This is a genomic window from Polynucleobacter sp. AP-Melu-500A-A1 (assembly GCF_018882125.1).
Lineage (GTDB): Bacteria > Pseudomonadota > Gammaproteobacteria > Burkholderiales > Burkholderiaceae > Polynucleobacter.
The window spans coordinates 199134-214534 of sequence record NZ_JACVOZ010000002.1 but is presented as its reverse complement, the minus strand read 5'-3'; the positions used below and the strand labels follow the sequence as shown (position 1 = coordinate 214534).

The following is a 15401-nucleotide window of genomic DNA, read 5'->3' as shown; positions in this document are numbered from 1 at the left end:
TATTAGCTTTAAAGAGGTCTACGCCAAAGGCTAGCCTGCGCACGGCTAAGACCTAAAACACATATATGACTTAAGGCTTCCATGCCCTAATTTTGGCATGGAAGTTGGGGGCTTTCCTGAAAAGTTCAGGTTAAGCTACAGACATGACTACAATTTGCGCGCATGGCTACCCGTAAAACTTCCGAATATAGTGAATCATCGATTCAGGTCCTTAAGGGACTAGAACCAGTCCGCCAGCGGCCTGGAATGTACACCCGCACCGATAACCCCTTGCACATCATTCAAGAGGTGCTTGATAACGCATCTGATGAGGCTTTGGGTGGTTTTGGTAAGCAAATTATTGTGACTATGCACACAGATGGCAGTGTGAGCGTTGAGGACGATGGACGAGGTATTCCAGTGGGGATGCATCCCACGGAAAAAAAGCCTGTTGTAGAAATCGTTTTTACCCAACTTCACGCCGGCGGTAAGTTTGAAAAAGGTTCAGGCGGGGCCTATGCGTTTTCTGGTGGTTTGCATGGGGTTGGTGTGTCAGTTACTAATGCCTTATCCAAACGCTTAGAAGTGACCGTATGGCGCGATGGACAGCTATCTACTCTAACCTTTGCCGATGGCAAAGTGATTGAGAAACTGAAAACAAAACCTTCATCAAAAGAAGATAAGTCACATGGCACCCAGGTGAGAGCTTGGCCGGACTCTATGTATTTTGATAGTTCAGTAATTCCAATGCCTGAGCTCATTCGCTTGCTCCGTTCTAAGGCAGTGTTACTGCCTGGTGTCAAAGTGACGCTCATTCAAGAAAAATCAGGGGATACCCAAACTTGGCAATACGCTCAGGGCTTGTTGGGTTATTTAAATGAAGCCATTGCTCAGGCCGGACATGGCCCTGAAGTCATTCCGCCATTTGAGGGCGAGCAATATGCAAGTGGTACTGGTGAAGAAGATTCCTTTGCAGAAGGTGAAGGCGCTGCTTGGGTCGTATCTTGGACTGAAGACGGCCCCCCGGTGCGCGAGAGTTATGTCAATCTCATTCCCACTCCTGCAGGCGGTACGCATGAGAGCGGCTTGAGAGAAGGTTTGTTTAATGCGGTTAAAGGCTTTATTGAGATGCATGCCTTACAACCTAAAGGTGTGAAGCTAATGCCTGAAGATGTATTTGCCCGGGCTTCATTTATATTGTCAGCAAAAGTTTTAGATCCGCAGTTTCAGGGGCAGATTAAAGAGCGCTTAAATTCACGTGATGCGGTACGTTTGGTTTCTGGCTACGTTAAATCAGCACTTGAACTTTGGTTAAATCAGCATGTAGATTACGGTCGAAAGCTTGCTGATTTAGTGATAAAGCAAGCACAAGCTCGTACCCGTGCAGGTCAAAAAGTTGAAAAGAAAAAATCTTCTGGCGTTGCAGTGCTTCCTGGCAAGTTAACCGACTGCGAAAGCCAAGATACGGCATTAAATGAAATATTTTTAGTTGAGGGTGACTCAGCTGGTGGTTCAGCCAAGATGGGTCGCAATAAAGAGTACCAAGCGATTCTACCTTTGCGTGGCAAGGTGTTAAATACTTGGGAAGCTGAGCGTGATCGCCTGTTCGCTAATAATGAGGTGCATGACATCGCGGTAGCTATTGGAGTTGATCCGCATGGTCTGAACGATACTCCCGATTTATCCAATTTACGCTATGGAAAAGTGTGCATCTTATCTGATGCGGACGTAGATGGATCGCATATTCAGGTACTACTATTAACACTGTTTTATAAACATTTTCCGAAGCTCATTGAGCTCGGTCATGTACATATTTCACGTCCACCCCTCTTTAGAGTCGATGCGCCTGCGCGTGGTAAGAAGCCAGCACAAAAAATTTATGCACTTGATGCAAGTGAATTGCAAGCCATAGAAGATAAGTTGCGTAAAGATGGTGTCAAAGAGTCTGCATGGCAAATCTCTCGCTTTAAGGGTTTAGGTGAGATGAGTGCAGAACAACTGTGGGATACCACCTTAAATCCAGATACCCGTCGTTTATTGCCTGTCACTTTGGGAACCTGGACTGAAGATGAAACATTTAAAACAATGGATATGCTGATGGGTAAATCAGAATCAGGTGCTCGCCGAGATTGGCTAGAAGAGCGCGGTAACGAAGTTGAGGCAGATATCTAATGGCAATCAAAAAGACTCCCAATAAAATTGGCGGCAATGAGCAAGCGGATTTGTTTTCAAATCCCGTGGAGATCGATATCGTGGAAGTTAAAGAAGCGCCTACAGGTACAAAGCCCTCCGGAAACGGCCCGAAGGATCCGCATGATCCCAATACGGTTGAGTTGAATGAGGATGGTAAAGATAGTTTGACTCTGGCTGTTTATGCAGAGCGCGCTTACCTTGATTACGCCATTAGCGTTGTTAAAGGACGCGCCTTGCCTGATGTAGCAGACGGTCAAAAGCCAGTGCAACGCCGTATCTTATTCTCTATGAGTGAAATGGGATTGCGCGCAGATGCAAAGCCCGTTAAGAGTGCGCGCGTAGTAGGTGATGTATTGGGTAAATTCCATCCCCATGGAGATCAATCTGCTTATGACGCTTTAGTTCGTCTGGCGCAGAGTTTTTCATTACGCTATCCCCTGATTGATGGTCAAGGTAATTTTGGTTCGCGAGATGGTGATGGTGCTGCTGCTATGCGTTACACCGAGGCACGCTTAACCAAGATTGCCAGTTTGCTAATGAGTGAAATTGATGAAGGTACAGTCGATTTTGCCCCGAACTACGATGGCTCATTTCAGGAGCCTAAGTTATTGCCCGCCCGCCTACCATTTGTTCTTCTGAATGGCGCTTCAGGAATTGCTGTGGGTATGGCAACCGAAATTCCTTCTCACAATTTGCGTGAGGTAGCTGAAGCAGCAATCGCTTTAATGAAGTCACCAAAGCTATCTACAGCCCAACTTCTTGAAATTATGCCTGGGCCAGATTATCCCGGCGGTGCTCAAATCATTTCTTCTACTGCAGAAATTGCGCAGATCTATGAAACGGGCCGCGGTAGCATCAAAGTTCGTGCTCGTTGGTCCGTGGAGGAATTGGCTCGTGGTCAATGGCAAATTATCGTTAATGAGTTGCCACCATCAACCTCATCTCAGCGCGTACTGCAAGAGATCGAAGAAATTACCAATCCCAAGGTAAGGGTTGGTAAGAAGACGCTCACTCCTGAGCAAAACAATCTTAAGTCGACCATTTTGAATGTGCTCGATTGTGTTCGAGATGAATCGAGCAAAGATGCAGCAGTGCGTTTGGTGTTTGAGCCTAAGAGTAAAAATATAGACGTCAATGAATTTGTCAATCTACTGTTAGCCCATACTTCGCTTGAATCTAATGCACCAATGAATTTGGTGATGATTGGCAATGATGGCCGTCCTCGCCAAAAGAACTTAAAGGACATTCTCTCCGAGTGGATTGCATTTAGAGTTGCAACTGTTACACGTCGTACACAATATCGCCTTGGTAAGGTAAAAGACCGAATGCATATTCTAGAAGGACGTTTAACCGTTCTTCTGAATATCGATAAGGTGATCAAGATTATTCGCAATAGCGATGAGCCTAAGCAAGATTTAATTAAAGAATTCAAGTTAACAGACCGTCAAGCTGAAGATATTTTAGATATCCGTTTGCGCCAATTGGCTCGTCTTGAGGGAATTAAAATTGAGCAAGAACTCAAAGATCTCAAGTCAGAGTGTGATGAATTAGAAGGCTTGCTACAAAGTGATACGGTATTGCGTAAGCGCATCATCAAGGAAATTGAATCGGATATTAAAGATTTTGGTGATAACCGTCGTACCCTTATTCAAGAAGATAAGCGTGCAGTAGCAGAAACGAAAGTCATTGATGAGCCTGTCACAGTCATTGTTTCTCAAAAGGGTTGGATTCGTGTGCGTCAGGGTCATGAGCATGATGCAAGCCAATTTACCTTCAAGGCGGGTGACGCACTATATGCCACATTTGAGGTGCGAACCGTGGATGTGATCCAAGGTTTTGGCAGTGATGGCCGAGTCTATACAGTGGCAGTCAGTGAATTACCCGGTGCACGTGGAGATGGTTCGCCATTAACCAGTTTTGTAAATTTGGCTACAGGCTCGCAAATGGTTGCCTATTACGCTGGACAAGCAGATGACCTAGTACTGCTTTCTACTAAAGCAGGTTATGGATTCCTTGCCAATGTATCGGATATGAGTACTCGCAATAAAGCTGGTAAATCATTCATTAGCATTGACAATAAAATGCCTGGCGATGCTCCTTTGGGTGCAGCTAAAGTGCAAATAGGCATGAAACAGGTAGCCTGCTTATCGGCAGCCTCGAAATTATTGGTATTTCCCTTAGATGAATTAAAGCGTCTACCTACTGGTGGTAAAGGCGTTATCTTGATGGGCTTAGATGGTAAAGAGGAGCTAGCATCGGCAATTGCTGTTGGCCCTAATGGCGCCACGTATTCAGGGGCAGGCCGTGCAGGAAAGCCTACTGAGCTCAGTTTGGATGCTAAGACGCTCAAATCATTTGCGGGTAATCGTGCGCGCAAAGGTCATTTCGTTGAGCCTCGATTAAAGGACGGCAAGTTGCAAGCGAACTAAGTGTTTAATTAATTCGCTTCATCCTGCTATTTCTTTTTGGGGATACTAATGCCATATTTAACGGCAATGACTTCAGCCAAAATAGATATAGCAATTTCTGGGGGCGTTAGGGCGCCAATATAAAGTCCTACAGGACCATGTAATTGATCGACTTGTTCTTGGTTAAGATCAAAATCTAAAAGACGCTCTTTTCTCTTTTGGGTATTTTTACGGCTACCCAACGCACCGACATAAAAAGCGGGTGACTTCAGTGCCTCCATTAATGCCATGTCATCTAATTTTGGATCATGCGTAAGTGCAACGACAGCAGTATGTGGATCAACACCTATCTCTAAAAGCACATCATCAGGCATGCCTGTGAAGAAGCTAAGATCATTGCGATTTATACCTTCAGCATATTCCTCACGAGGATCTATCACAATGACTTCAAAGTCAGATGCTAATGCAAAATCAGCGGTATAAAGAGATAGTTGACCAGCACCAATAATGACCATGCGCCAACGTGGTCCATAACTGGTGAGCATTTCTTGATCGGTACAGCTAAATTCATCATGACAAGACCCGGCTGATAGGGTGGAGAGGCCAGATTGTAGGTCAACAGTGCGCCTGGTAATTTGATGAGATGAAATTTGCTCTAAGAGCTGCTCTAAGATAGCTAACTCAGGTTTGGGTTCAACCAAGAGACGAAGCGTTCCACCACAAGGTAAGCCAAAGCGAGCTGCTTCTTGTTGACTGACACCGTAAACGACCATTTCAGGGGTGTCACGTGTCAAAATTTCTGATTGAACTCGTCGAATTAAGTCATCCTCAACACATCCACCCGATACTGAACCAGCCACTTGACCATCGCCTCTAATTGCTAACCATGAACCCACAGGGCGCGGAGCTGATCCCCAAGTTTGAACGACTGTAGCAATGGCAACGGGATGGCCTTCTTTAAGCCAAGTTACAGCTGTTTTGAGGACGCTCAAATCGGTACTGTTCATACTATCTCTGATTTCTTTATCTTGTTTTTATTCTTGCTGGATGCTTTATTCATAATTCCTATTTATTATCACTCTAATGACTATGTCCCGCCCAACTTTTGACTCGCCCAGTCTTCGCTTAGCGGTTTTATTGCTTGCAGCAGGTCAGGGTAGCCGTCTAGGTTCATTCCCCAAGGCTTTATTGAAAAAGTTTGATCAAAGCCTATTAAAACAATTTAGCCTTACTGTCCAAGCACTGAATCCTGTTGAGTTTCTAATAGTGACTGGCTTTCATGCTCAAGCTATCGAAGACCATTTGGAGGTTCTTCAAAGCGAATTAAATATATCCATTAGAGCAGTACGTAATCCTCATCCAGAAAAAGGTCAAGCCTCATCCATACGCCTGGGATTAGAGTCGCTCACTTGGGAATATGATGTATTGCTAGTTGCTTTATCTGATCAGCCAGAGATCGGGAATACAGAAATTCAAGCGCTTTTAGAAGCATTTCAGGACAAAGAAGTGGGTCAAGAAATTGTTCTACCAATGATCAATGGACAACGTGGCAATCCAGTACTATTTTCCAAAAAGTCCATTGAGGCTATATTGCGCGTCCCTGATATGGTTTGTAGACAATATATGGATGCCCACCCTGAGCAAGTTAAGCAATTGATCACCGACAATACCGCCTATCTTGTGGACGTCGATACTGAACAAGACATCCAAAGATTAGGTTTAAATAAATAGCTGTCTGAATTAATTGCTAAGTTAAATTTCAGCAATTAATTCAATTTCAACACAGGCGCCTAAGGGAATTTGAGCAACACCAAATGCGCTACGCGCATGTTTGCCTGATTCACCAAAGACTTCAAAGAGTAATTCAGAGCAGCCATTAATCACTAGGTGTTGATCTGTATATTCAGCAGTTGAATTGACTAAGCCCATTACCTTAACAATGCGCTTTACTTTATCCAAAGAACCCAGATGATTTTGTAATGTTGCAATGAGATCAATAGCAATCGATCTGGCCGCTGCTTTACCAGCTTCTGTATCCAGATCTTTGCCGAGTTTTCCGACCCATGGTTTACCATCACGTTTAGCAATATGGCCTGATAAAAAAACAGTATTTCCCGTAGTTGCAGCCATCACATAGGCTGCTGCAGGGGGTCCTGGTGGTGGCAAATCGATGCCCAGAGTTTTTAGACGTTCAAGAATAGTGCTCATGATTGACCTTCAAAAGGTGAAATTGAAAATTAGTTCAGTAAAAGTATCTTACTTGGAAAGTTGACGCATTGCGCTTTCTAAACCATGAATCGTCACGGGATACATTCGATCTTTCATCAAATTTTTCATAATGTCGATGGACTGGCGATATTGCCATACTGACTCGGGCTCTGGATTTAACCAGGCGAAGTGTGGGAAGTGATCTAGTAGGCGATTAAGCCAAACAGCACCAGCTTCTTTATTGTTGTATTCCACTGAGCCATTAGCACTGAGAATTTCATAAGGAGACATCGTGGCATCTCCAACAAAAATGAGTTTGTAGTCAGGTCCATATTTATTGATGATGTCCTGAGTTGCTGTTACTTGATCTCTACGTCTTCGATTACTTTGCCATAAGTGGTCATAAATACAATTGTGAAAGTAGTAATGCTCAAGATGTTTGAACTCAGCTTTGGCGGCCGTAAATAGCTCTGCGATCCGTGCAATATGATCATCCATCGATCCACCCACATCCATCAGCAACAAGACCTTGACTTGATTGTGTCGCTCTGGGCGCATTTGAATATCCAACATTCCTGCGTTGGCAGCCGTAGAGTGAATCGTTTTATCAAGATCTAGCTCAAGATTGGATCCTTCGCGTGCAAAACGTCGCAAGCGACGCAGGGCAACCTTGATATTGCGACTTCCCAAGGCTAAATTACTGTCATAGTCCTTAAACTCTCTGGCTTCCCAGACTTTAATGGCGGTTCGATTGCCGACACTTTCTCCACCTATACGAATTCCTTCTGGATGGTAGCCGCTGTGACCAAATGGGGAAGACCCACCAGCGCCTATCCATTTATTACCACCGCCGTGCCAATCTTTTTGTTCTTTGAGTAACTCTTCAAGACGTTTTTTAAGGGCTTCTGGGCCCCCCAGTTTTTGAAGTGCCGCCTTTTCTTCTTCTGTTAAAACGCGCTGCAATTTCTTTTCAAGCCATTGCAAAGGGATATCTGGGGACAGGGCAATGATTTGTTCAATTCCCTGGAAGTAACTGCCAAAGACTTGATCGAAGCGATCAAAATACTGCTCATCTTTTACCAAGGTCATTCTCGATAGTTGATAAAACTCATCGATTGAGGGTTGAATGATTTGTGCCTTCAGTCCCTCTAAAAGCGTTAAAAACTCCCTTACCGAGACGGGGATTTTCGCCTCTTTGAGTTTGAGAAAGAATTGAATCAACATCGAATCAGATAGTGCAGGGCAGCTTAACGATGATTACGATTCATCATGACTAAGCGTTCAAACAATTGAATATCTTGCTCATTTTTAAGAAGCGCTCCATGTAAGGGCGGGATCGCGACTTTTTCATCATTACTAAAAAGAGCGCTAGCGGGGATATCTTCTGCTAATAATAACTTTAGCCAGTCAATCAACTCGGAGGTAGAAGGTTTCTTTTTTAAACCGGGCAAGGAGCGGATTTGATAGAAGGACTTCAGAGCAGCATCTAGGAGCTCTTCTTTTATATTGGGGTGATGCACGTCCACAATGCTTTGCATCGTTTTTGCATCCGGGAAAGAAATGTAATGAAAAAAGCAGCGACGTAAAAATGCATCAGGTAACTCTTTTTCATTATTAGATGTAATGATGACAAGAGGACGATGCTTTGCTTTGATGAGTTCTCGAGTTTCATAGACATAAAATTCCATGCGATCAATTTCGCGTAAGAGATCATTCGGAAATTCAATATCTGCTTTATCGATTTCATCAATGAGCAATACGGTTGGTTCTTCTGCTTCAAAGGCCTGCCACAAAACCCCTTTAACAATGTAGTTGCGAATATCTTTGACTTTTTCATCACCCAACTGCGAGTCTCGTAAACGACTGACCGCATCGTACTCATATAAACCTTGTTGCGCCTTGGTAGTCGATTTGATATGCCATTGCATCAGTGGCATATTTAAAGCACTAGCGACTTCTTCGGCGAGCATTGTTTTTCCCGTTCCAGGTTCACCCTTTATGAGAAGCGGCCGTTGTAATGCAATGGCGGCATTGACTGCCAATTTAAGATCTTCAGTTGCTACGTAGCTCTGACTACCGTCAAAACGACTGTCGAATTGGTTTGATGATTGGGTTGTTTTTTTGGTCATAAGGAGCTTGTTGCTAAGTCATTGATTAAGCGCTTAAGTATAGGTAAATGGCGTTAAATTTTCAGTGTTTTCAGTGATTTTTGAGCTTGAAATGCTTAAACACCCCAGGGTGTCGCGTGCTCTCCGCTATACTCTTGTCCAGTTGATCCAAATCAAACTCATTTATAAATGATTGCTATGAAAAAAATCACCGTTCTTTCTCAGTTGGCACTATGCGCTAGCTTGTCTTTTATTGGTTTTGCAGCCCAGGCACAAGACCTTAAGGGTTCTGCTCAAGCTGCTAATGCCAAGGTTTGGCTCTGTGTAGGATGCCATTCAATTCCTGATTACCGTGCTGACTATCCACTGGTTTACAGAGTGCCTATGTTGGGCGGTCAAAGTGCAGCTTACATTGCCAGTGCCTTGGCTGCCTATAAAAAAGGCGAACGTAAGCATCCAACGATGCGTGCTGTAGCAGGCAGCCTTTCAGACCAGGATATGGCTGATCTTGGAGAATACTATGCTGTGCAGACTGCCAGCTCACCTAACAACCCATTGAAGTGATAGAGGCATGTTTATGAAATTTGCATTCGTTTCCGCAGTGTTGCTAGCAAGCATTGGCTCCGTGAATGTAGCATTTGCTGCAAGCATAGATAAAGGTCAAGCCATTGTTGAGAAAGCTAATTGCGCTTCTTGTCATGGTGCTGGTTTGAATGCACCGATTCTGCCGTCCTATCCAAAATTAGCTGGTCAATACCCTGATTACTTGTACTACGCTTTGAAGGCTTACCAGGTGGGTAATAGCAATGCCAAGTATGGCCGTAACAATGCAGTGATGTCATCCCAAGTACAGACATACTCTGAATCCGACTTGCGTGATATTTCTGCCTATATTGCTAGTTTGCCAGGAAACTTCGTGATCAAGAAGTAAGGTGACTCACTTAAGAAAAAGGCTTAGATTAATACTCTAAGCCTTTGTTTTTAATGAAATTACCTAACAGCTTCAAGCCCTCTAGCAAGATGTTTGCGCATTGCAGACTCAGCTGCAAGCTCATCACGCTTTAATAAGGCTCTCAGAATTTCACGGTGCTCAACTAATGAGTTTTGCAGGCGGTCAGTACTCGTCAATGAGTCGCGACGGTGCAATTTTAGTACCTTCCTGAGGCCTCCAATAACGTTATTCATCCAGCGATTTCCTGCAATTTCTTGTATTAAATCGTGAAATTTGACATTAATTTCAAAGAATTGCTCTAAATCACGATCAGCTGCAGCTTTTTCTAGTCGATGGTGTAAGTGATCAAGAAGATTCAACTCGTCTTCAGTAGCCTTGGTCGCAGCTTCTTTAGCTGCTTGGCCCTCCAAGAGCGATAGCACGGTAAAAATTTGCTCTAAATCACGACGAATTACCTCTGTAACGTAGGCTCCCCGACGCATCTTAATGGTGACCAGGCCTTCAGAAGCCAATACTTTAATAGCTTCGCGCATAGGAGTGCGGCTAATTCCAAACTGATCTGCAAGACTTTGTTCATCTAACCAGCTGCCTGATGGCAGTTGCTTAATAAAGATTTGTTCACGCAGTCTATCTGCTACATCTTCGTAGAGCGGCCTGTTATTCAGTTTTGTATTCATAATTATGAATACATTAACTGGACAAATACCCAATTGTCAAGGAGAATAAGAATTAGTTTAGATGCAATGCAGCAATACCAAATGGGAGTGCTTTGTGAGTTCAGAAAAGAAAAGATCAGACAAAAATTCATGGCCATCTGTACCTGATAGCAATCTTGAAGGATGGAAAAAATCTGCCCAAAAATCTGCACCAAATGGAGATATCGACAAGCTTGGATGGAATACACCAGATGGCATTCATCTAAAAGCGCTCTATACATCGGCTGATACTGATGGTCTTCAGTACACCAATTCATTGCCGGGCTTTGAACCGTTTGTGCGTGGTCCACAAGCTACCATGTATTCAGTTCGTCCGTGGACTATTCGCCAATATGCAGGATTTTCAACCGCCCAAGAATCCAATGCGTTTTATCGAAAGGCCTTAGATGCCGGTGGTCAAGGGGTATCGGTTGCTTTTGATTTGGCTACGCACCGAGGTTATGACTCCGATCATCCGCGCGTTACAGGTGACGTTGGTAAAGCCGGTGTTGCTATTGACTCCATTGAAGACATGAAGATTTTGTTTGACGGCATTCCTTTGGACAAAGTCTCTGTTTCTATGACTATGAACGGTGCAGTTTTGCCAGTATTAGCAGGATATATCGTTGCTGGTGAAGAGCAGGGCGTAAAGCAAGAGCTGCTATCGGGAACGATTCAGAACGATATTCTGAAAGAGTTCATGGTGCGTAATACCTATATATACCCTCCTGAACCTTCAATGCGGATTATCGGTGACATCATCGAGTACACCACGAAGTACATGCCAAAATTTAACTCGATATCCATTTCGGGTTATCACATTCAAGAAGCTGGTGCCAATCAAGTTTTGGAACTTGCGTTCACCTTGGCGGATGGTAAAGAGTATGTCAAAACTGCTTTGTCAAAAGGAATGGATGTAGATGGATTTGCAGGTCGATTGTCATTCTTCTTTGCAATCGGCATGAATTTTTACCTAGAGGTTGCCAAGTTACGTGCTGCTCGTCTTTTATGGTGGCGCATTATGAAATCCTTTGAACCTAAAAATCCAAAGTCCTTAATGCTGCGTACGCATTGCCAAACCTCTGGATGGTCACTTACAGAACAAGATCCTTATAACAACGTTGTGAGAACGACCGTTGAGGCGATGGCCGCAGTATTTGGCGGCACTCAATCCTTGCATACCAATTCTTTCGATGAAGCGATTGCCTTGCCTTCAGAATTCTCAAGTCGCATTGCTCGTAACACTCAGCTCATTTTGCAAGAAGAAACCCATATCACGAGCGTCATTGATCCTTGGGCTGGCTCCTACATGATGGAAAACCTAACGCAAGAAATGGCTGATAAAGCCTGGGAAATTATCCAGGAGGTTGATGCTATGGGTGGCATGACTAAAGCTGTCGAGAGTGGTTGGGCAAAGCTGAGGATTGAAGCGGCTGCCGCTGAAAAACAGGCCAAGATTGATTCTGGTTCAGACGTGATTGTCGGTGTGAATAAATACAAGTTAGCTACAGAAGATCTAGTAGATGTCTTGATGATTGATAACGATAAAGTTCGCGAGAGTCAGATAGTTCGTCTTAAAGAAATTAAATCTAAACGTGATACTAAAAAAGTAGAGGCTGCATTGGAGGCATTGACCCGAGCCGCAGAAGACAAGACCGGCAACTTGCTGGAATTATCAGTCAAGGCAATTCGCTTGCGTGCTACCGTGGGAGAAGTTTCTGATGCTTTAGAAAAAGTTTACGGGCGCCATCGCGCCGATACTCAAAAGGTGACTGGTGTGTATGCTGCTGCTTATGATTCTGCTGAAGGCTGGGAAAAACTAAAAGTTGAAATTGCGGATTTTGCAAAAGACTTTGGACGTCGACCCCGCGTGATGATTGCTAAATTGGGACAAGATGGCCATGATCGTGGCGCAAAAGTGGTTGCTACTGCGTTCGCCGATTTGGGTTTTGACGTCGATATTGGCCCTTTATTTCAAACTCCAGAGGAGTGTGCTCGCCAAGCAATTGAAAACGATGTGCATGCCCTGGGTATCTCAACCTTAGCGGCTGGTCATAAAACGCTAGTTCCAGCGATTATTGCTGAATTGAAGAAGCAGGGTTCTGATGACATCATCGTATTCGTTGGTGGCGTCATCCCAAGGCAAGATTATGAATTCCTATATGAAGCAGGTGTTAAGGGTATTTATGGTCCTGGAACACCTATTCCTGCTTCCGCGAAAGATGTCTTGGAGCAAATTCGTAAATCCGCAAAACCTAACTAAGACGGAATAGGAAGAATGCTTACTGCTACTGATCAGACTTTGATCAATGATCTCATTGGACCGCCGTCGCTCATGCAGCGTCGTGCCCTTGCAAAAATTATTACTTTGCTTGAATCAACACGCATGGATCATCGTAAACGTGCAGATGATGTTCTAAATACTTTGCTCCCCAAAACAGGCAAATCCTTGCGAATTGGGATTTCTGGTGTTCCTGGAGTCGGTAAATCTACTTTAATTGAAACACTAGGCCTTTCTCTGATTGAGAAAGGTCATCGGGTTGCAGTGCTAGCCATTGATCCCTCCTCTAGCTTGTCTGGCGGATCCATTCTGGGTGATAAGACGCGCATGGAACGTTTATCTGTTTTAGATAGTGCCTTTATCCGGCCTAGCCCTTCATCTCTGAATTTGGGTGGGGTAGCTGAAAAAACCCGTGAGGCGATGTTGGTAGCTGAGGCTGCTGGTTTTGATGTAGTGATTGTTGAAACGGTTGGTGTTGGGCAGAGTGAAATTGCAGTCTCTGGAATGACCGATATGTTTGTATTGCTTCAACTGCCCAATGCTGGCGATGATTTGCAAGCCATCAAAAAAGGCGTGATGGAAATCGCGGATTTAATCGTGATTAACAAGGTCGATATCGATCCAGATGCAGCAATGCGAGCGCAATTATTTATTACGAGTTCATTACGATTATTTGGTTTTCAGGGCAACCCTGACCACGCTTCGCATGATCAAGAGTTTTGGCACCCTACAGTGATGACCTTAAGTGCCCTTGATGGCAATGGTGTTCCTGAGCTATGGGAAAAAGTGCTGCATTTTCAAAACCTACAGAAGGCTAATGGCAAATTTGATGCGCGCCGCAAGCAGCAGGCTGGTGCATGGATGTGGGATCGAATTGAAGCCGGATTAAAAAGTGCATTCCGTAACAATGCAGCAGTACAAGCGCTTTTACCAAGCTTGAGCGCTCAAGTGAATCAAGGAACCATAGCTTCCTCAGTAGCAGCACGACGTCTGCTCGAGGCTATGGGTCATGAATTTTTCTAAGGAGTAGAAATGAAGGAAATCATTCAACAGCTGGAAGCCAAGCGTGAGCTTGCCCGATTGGGTGGCGGACAGAAGCGAATACAGGCACAGCACTCAAAAGGGAAGTTGACTGCTCGTGAGCGAATCGAGCTCTTGCTTGATGCCGGTACCTTTGAAGAATGGGATATGTTTGTAGAGCACCGTTGCCATGATTTTGGTATGGGAGACCAAACCGTACCAGGAGACGGTGTTGTTACTGGTTATGGAATGATTAATGGACGTCTAGTGTTTGTATTTTCACAGGACTTTACTGTTCTGGGGGGTTCCTTATCAGAAGCTCATGCTGAAAAGATTTGCAAGATCATGGATCAAGCACTTAAAGTGGGCGCTCCAGTGATTGGCCTGAACGATTCAGGCGGTGCGCGTATTCAAGAGGGTGTTGCCTCTTTGGGTGGATATGCTGAAATTTTTCAGCGAAATGTCAACGCTTCTGGCGTGATTCCGCAAATTTCTTTAATCATGGGCCCTTCAGCTGGAGGCGCAGTTTATTCTCCCGCATTGACTGATTTCATCTTTATGGTGAAAGATAGCTCTTATATGTTCGTAACTGGCCCCGAAGTGGTCAAGACAGTAACGCATGAGGATGTGACTGCAGAAGAGCTAGGTGGTGCCATAACTCACTCAACCATTTCTGGTGTGTGTGATCTCGCATTTGAAAATGACGTTGATGCAATCATGATGTTAAGGCGATTTTTCAATTACTTACCTTTATCTAATCGCGAAAAACCCCCGCTGATTAAAGGCGCGAATCGTACTGAAGAACCAGACTTCTCATTAGATACCTTAGTCCCATCTAATCCAAATCAACCTTATGACATGAAAGAGTTGATTGAAAAGATTGCCGATGATGGTGAATTTTTTGAATTGCAACCCGACTATGCCAAAAATATTGTCATTGGCTTTGCTCGGATGGAAGGGCGTTCGATTGGCATTGTTGCAAATCAGCCTTTAGTTTTGGCGGGATGCTTGGATATCAAGGCCTCCATTAAAGCGGCGCGTTTTGTGCGTTTCTGCGATGCTTTTAATATTCCAGTAGTGACTTTAGTCGATGTCCCAGGCTTTATGCCGGGTACTGCTCAAGAATATGGCGGCATTATTAAGCATGGTGCGAAATTACTTTACGCCTATGCAGACTGTACTGTTCCTAAAGTAACTTTGATTACTCGTAAAGCTTACGGTGGGGCTTATGATGTGATGGCCTCTAAACATTTGCGAGGCGATGTTAATTTTGCCTGGCCATCTGCTGAGATTGCTGTGATGGGCCCTAAAGGTGCTGTAGAAATTATCTTCCGCGAAGAAAAATCAGACCCTTTAAAAATTGCTGCTCGCGAAGCAGAATATAAAGCGAAGTTTGCCAATCCATTTGTTGCGGGTCGCCGTGGCTATATTGATGATGTGATCCTTCCTCATGAAACTCGCAAACGTATTGCTCGTTCTTTAGCAATGCTAAAAGATAAAGAATTGAAGAATCCTGCGCGTAAACACGGCAATATTCCTCTGTAAGGCGCAGATAAA

General features: G+C 44.2%; 13 protein-coding genes. 8 read left to right on the top strand and 5 right to left on the bottom strand.

Features of this window, described 5'->3' with window-relative positions:
• Positions 1-162: 162 nt before the first annotated feature.
• Positions 163-2151, top strand: coding sequence for a DNA topoisomerase IV subunit B (locus ICN38_RS04430; protein WP_216255600.1), 1989 nt, complete (start codon positions 163-165; stop codon positions 2149-2151).
• Between the two features lie 71 nt (positions 2152-2222).
• Positions 2223-4601: a DNA topoisomerase IV subunit A gene (gene parC, locus ICN38_RS04425; RefSeq protein WP_370624370.1), complete on the top strand. Its 2379-nt coding sequence runs from the start codon at positions 2223-2225 to the stop codon at positions 4599-4601.
• Positions 4602-4627: 26 nt separating this feature from the next.
• On the opposite strand, the gene ICN38_RS04420 is transcribed toward parC, so the two are convergent.
• On the bottom strand, positions 4628-5587 hold the full coding sequence (locus ICN38_RS04420; protein ID WP_216255599.1) for an XdhC family protein: 960 nt from the start codon (positions 5585-5587) through the stop codon (positions 4628-4630).
• Between the two features lie 82 nt (positions 5588-5669).
• On the opposite strand from ICN38_RS04420, the gene ICN38_RS04415 reads away from it, so the two are divergent.
• Entirely contained in the window at positions 5670-6311 is a 642-nt protein-coding gene (locus ICN38_RS04415; RefSeq protein ID WP_255562712.1) for an NTP transferase domain-containing protein, read from the top strand.
• 21 nt (positions 6312-6332) lie between these two features.
• On the opposite strand, the gene ICN38_RS04410 is transcribed toward ICN38_RS04415, so the two are convergent.
• Genes ICN38_RS04410 through ICN38_RS04400 form a run of 3 tightly spaced genes read right to left on the bottom strand, consistent with a single transcriptional unit; the run spans position 6333 to position 8917 of the window.
• On the bottom strand, positions 6333-6788 hold the full coding sequence (locus ICN38_RS04410) for a RidA family protein (RefSeq protein WP_216255594.1): 456 nt from the start codon (positions 6786-6788) through the stop codon (positions 6333-6335).
• Between the two features lie 48 nt (positions 6789-6836).
• Positions 6837-8012 carry a VWA domain-containing protein gene (locus ICN38_RS04405; RefSeq protein ID WP_216255592.1) on the bottom strand — a complete coding sequence of 392 codons (1176 nt, stop codon included), beginning with the start codon at positions 8010-8012 and terminating at the stop codon, positions 6837-6839.
• Positions 8013-8035: 23 nt separating this feature from the next.
• Entirely contained in the window at positions 8036-8917 is an 882-nt protein-coding gene (locus ICN38_RS04400) for a MoxR family ATPase (RefSeq protein ID WP_216255590.1), read from the bottom strand.
• A gap of 177 nt (positions 8918-9094) precedes the next feature.
• Here ICN38_RS04400 and ICN38_RS04395 point away from each other — a divergent pair, with 177 nt between their 5' ends.
• Both ICN38_RS04395 and ICN38_RS04390 read left to right on the top strand, forming a co-directional pair.
• A complete protein-coding gene (locus tag ICN38_RS04395) occupies positions 9095-9460 on the top strand; it encodes a cytochrome c (protein WP_216255588.1) in 366 nt (121 codons plus the stop codon).
• 13 nt (positions 9461-9473) lie between these two features.
• Positions 9474-9827, top strand: a complete 354-nt coding sequence (locus ICN38_RS04390; protein WP_216255586.1) for a cytochrome c — start codon at positions 9474-9476, stop codon at positions 9825-9827.
• Between the two features lie 59 nt (positions 9828-9886).
• Here ICN38_RS04390 and ICN38_RS04385 read toward each other — a convergent pair whose 3' ends face one another.
• Complete coding sequence (locus ICN38_RS04385) at positions 9887-10525, bottom strand: GntR family transcriptional regulator (RefSeq protein ID WP_216255584.1); 639 nt, start codon at positions 10523-10525, stop codon at positions 9887-9889.
• A gap of 61 nt (positions 10526-10586) precedes the next feature.
• On the opposite strand from ICN38_RS04385, the gene scpA reads away from it, so the two are divergent.
• From scpA to ICN38_RS04370, 3 genes are read left to right on the top strand one after another with little or no spacing between them, the layout of a single operon-like run.
• The gene (gene scpA, locus ICN38_RS04380) at positions 10587-12806 is read left to right on the top strand and encodes a methylmalonyl-CoA mutase (RefSeq protein ID WP_216862710.1); all 2220 of its coding nucleotides are present in this window, start codon (positions 10587-10589) and stop codon (positions 12804-12806) included.
• A gap of 15 nt (positions 12807-12821) precedes the next feature.
• Positions 12822-13847 carry a methylmalonyl Co-A mutase-associated GTPase MeaB gene (meaB, locus tag ICN38_RS04375; protein ID WP_216255580.1) on the top strand — a complete coding sequence of 342 codons (1026 nt, stop codon included), beginning with the start codon at positions 12822-12824 and terminating at the stop codon, positions 13845-13847.
• Positions 13848-13856: 9 nt separating this feature from the next.
• Entirely contained in the window at positions 13857-15389 is a 1533-nt protein-coding gene (locus ICN38_RS04370; protein ID WP_216255579.1) for an acyl-CoA carboxylase subunit beta, read from the top strand.
• Positions 15390-15401: the final 12 nt, after the last annotated feature.

Excerpts from the sequence above, each read along its gene's own strand:
- ICN38_RS04430 (WP_216255600.1), top strand. The coding sequence starts at position 163 with ATGGCTACCCGTAAAACTTCCGAATATAGTGAATCATCGATTCAGGTC.
- ICN38_RS04420 (WP_216255599.1), bottom strand. The coding sequence starts at position 5,587 with ATGAACAGTACCGATTTGAGCGTCCTCAAAACAGCTGTAACTTGGCTT.
- ICN38_RS04415 (WP_255562712.1), top strand. The coding sequence starts at position 5,670 with ATGTCCCGCCCAACTTTTGACTCGCCCAGTCTTCGCTTAGCGGTTTTA.
- ICN38_RS04410 (WP_216255594.1), bottom strand. The coding sequence starts at position 6,788 with ATGAGCACTATTCTTGAACGTCTAAAAACTCTGGGCATCGATTTGCCA.
- ICN38_RS04405 (WP_216255592.1), bottom strand. The coding sequence starts at position 8,012 with ATGTTGATTCAATTCTTTCTCAAACTCAAAGAGGCGAAAATCCCCGTC.
- ICN38_RS04400 (WP_216255590.1), bottom strand. The coding sequence starts at position 8,917 with ATGACCAAAAAAACAACCCAATCATCAAACCAATTCGACAGTCGTTTT.
- ICN38_RS04395 (WP_216255588.1), top strand. The coding sequence starts at position 9,095 with ATGAAAAAAATCACCGTTCTTTCTCAGTTGGCACTATGCGCTAGCTTG.
- ICN38_RS04390 (WP_216255586.1), top strand. The coding sequence starts at position 9,474 with ATGAAATTTGCATTCGTTTCCGCAGTGTTGCTAGCAAGCATTGGCTCC.
- ICN38_RS04385 (WP_216255584.1), bottom strand. The coding sequence starts at position 10,525 with ATGAATACAAAACTGAATAACAGGCCGCTCTACGAAGATGTAGCAGAT.
- scpA (WP_216862710.1), top strand. The coding sequence starts at position 10,587 with ATGCAATGCAGCAATACCAAATGGGAGTGCTTTGTGAGTTCAGAAAAG.
- meaB (WP_216255580.1), top strand. The coding sequence starts at position 12,822 with ATGCTTACTGCTACTGATCAGACTTTGATCAATGATCTCATTGGACCG.
- ICN38_RS04370 (WP_216255579.1), top strand. The coding sequence starts at position 13,857 with ATGAAGGAAATCATTCAACAGCTGGAAGCCAAGCGTGAGCTTGCCCGA.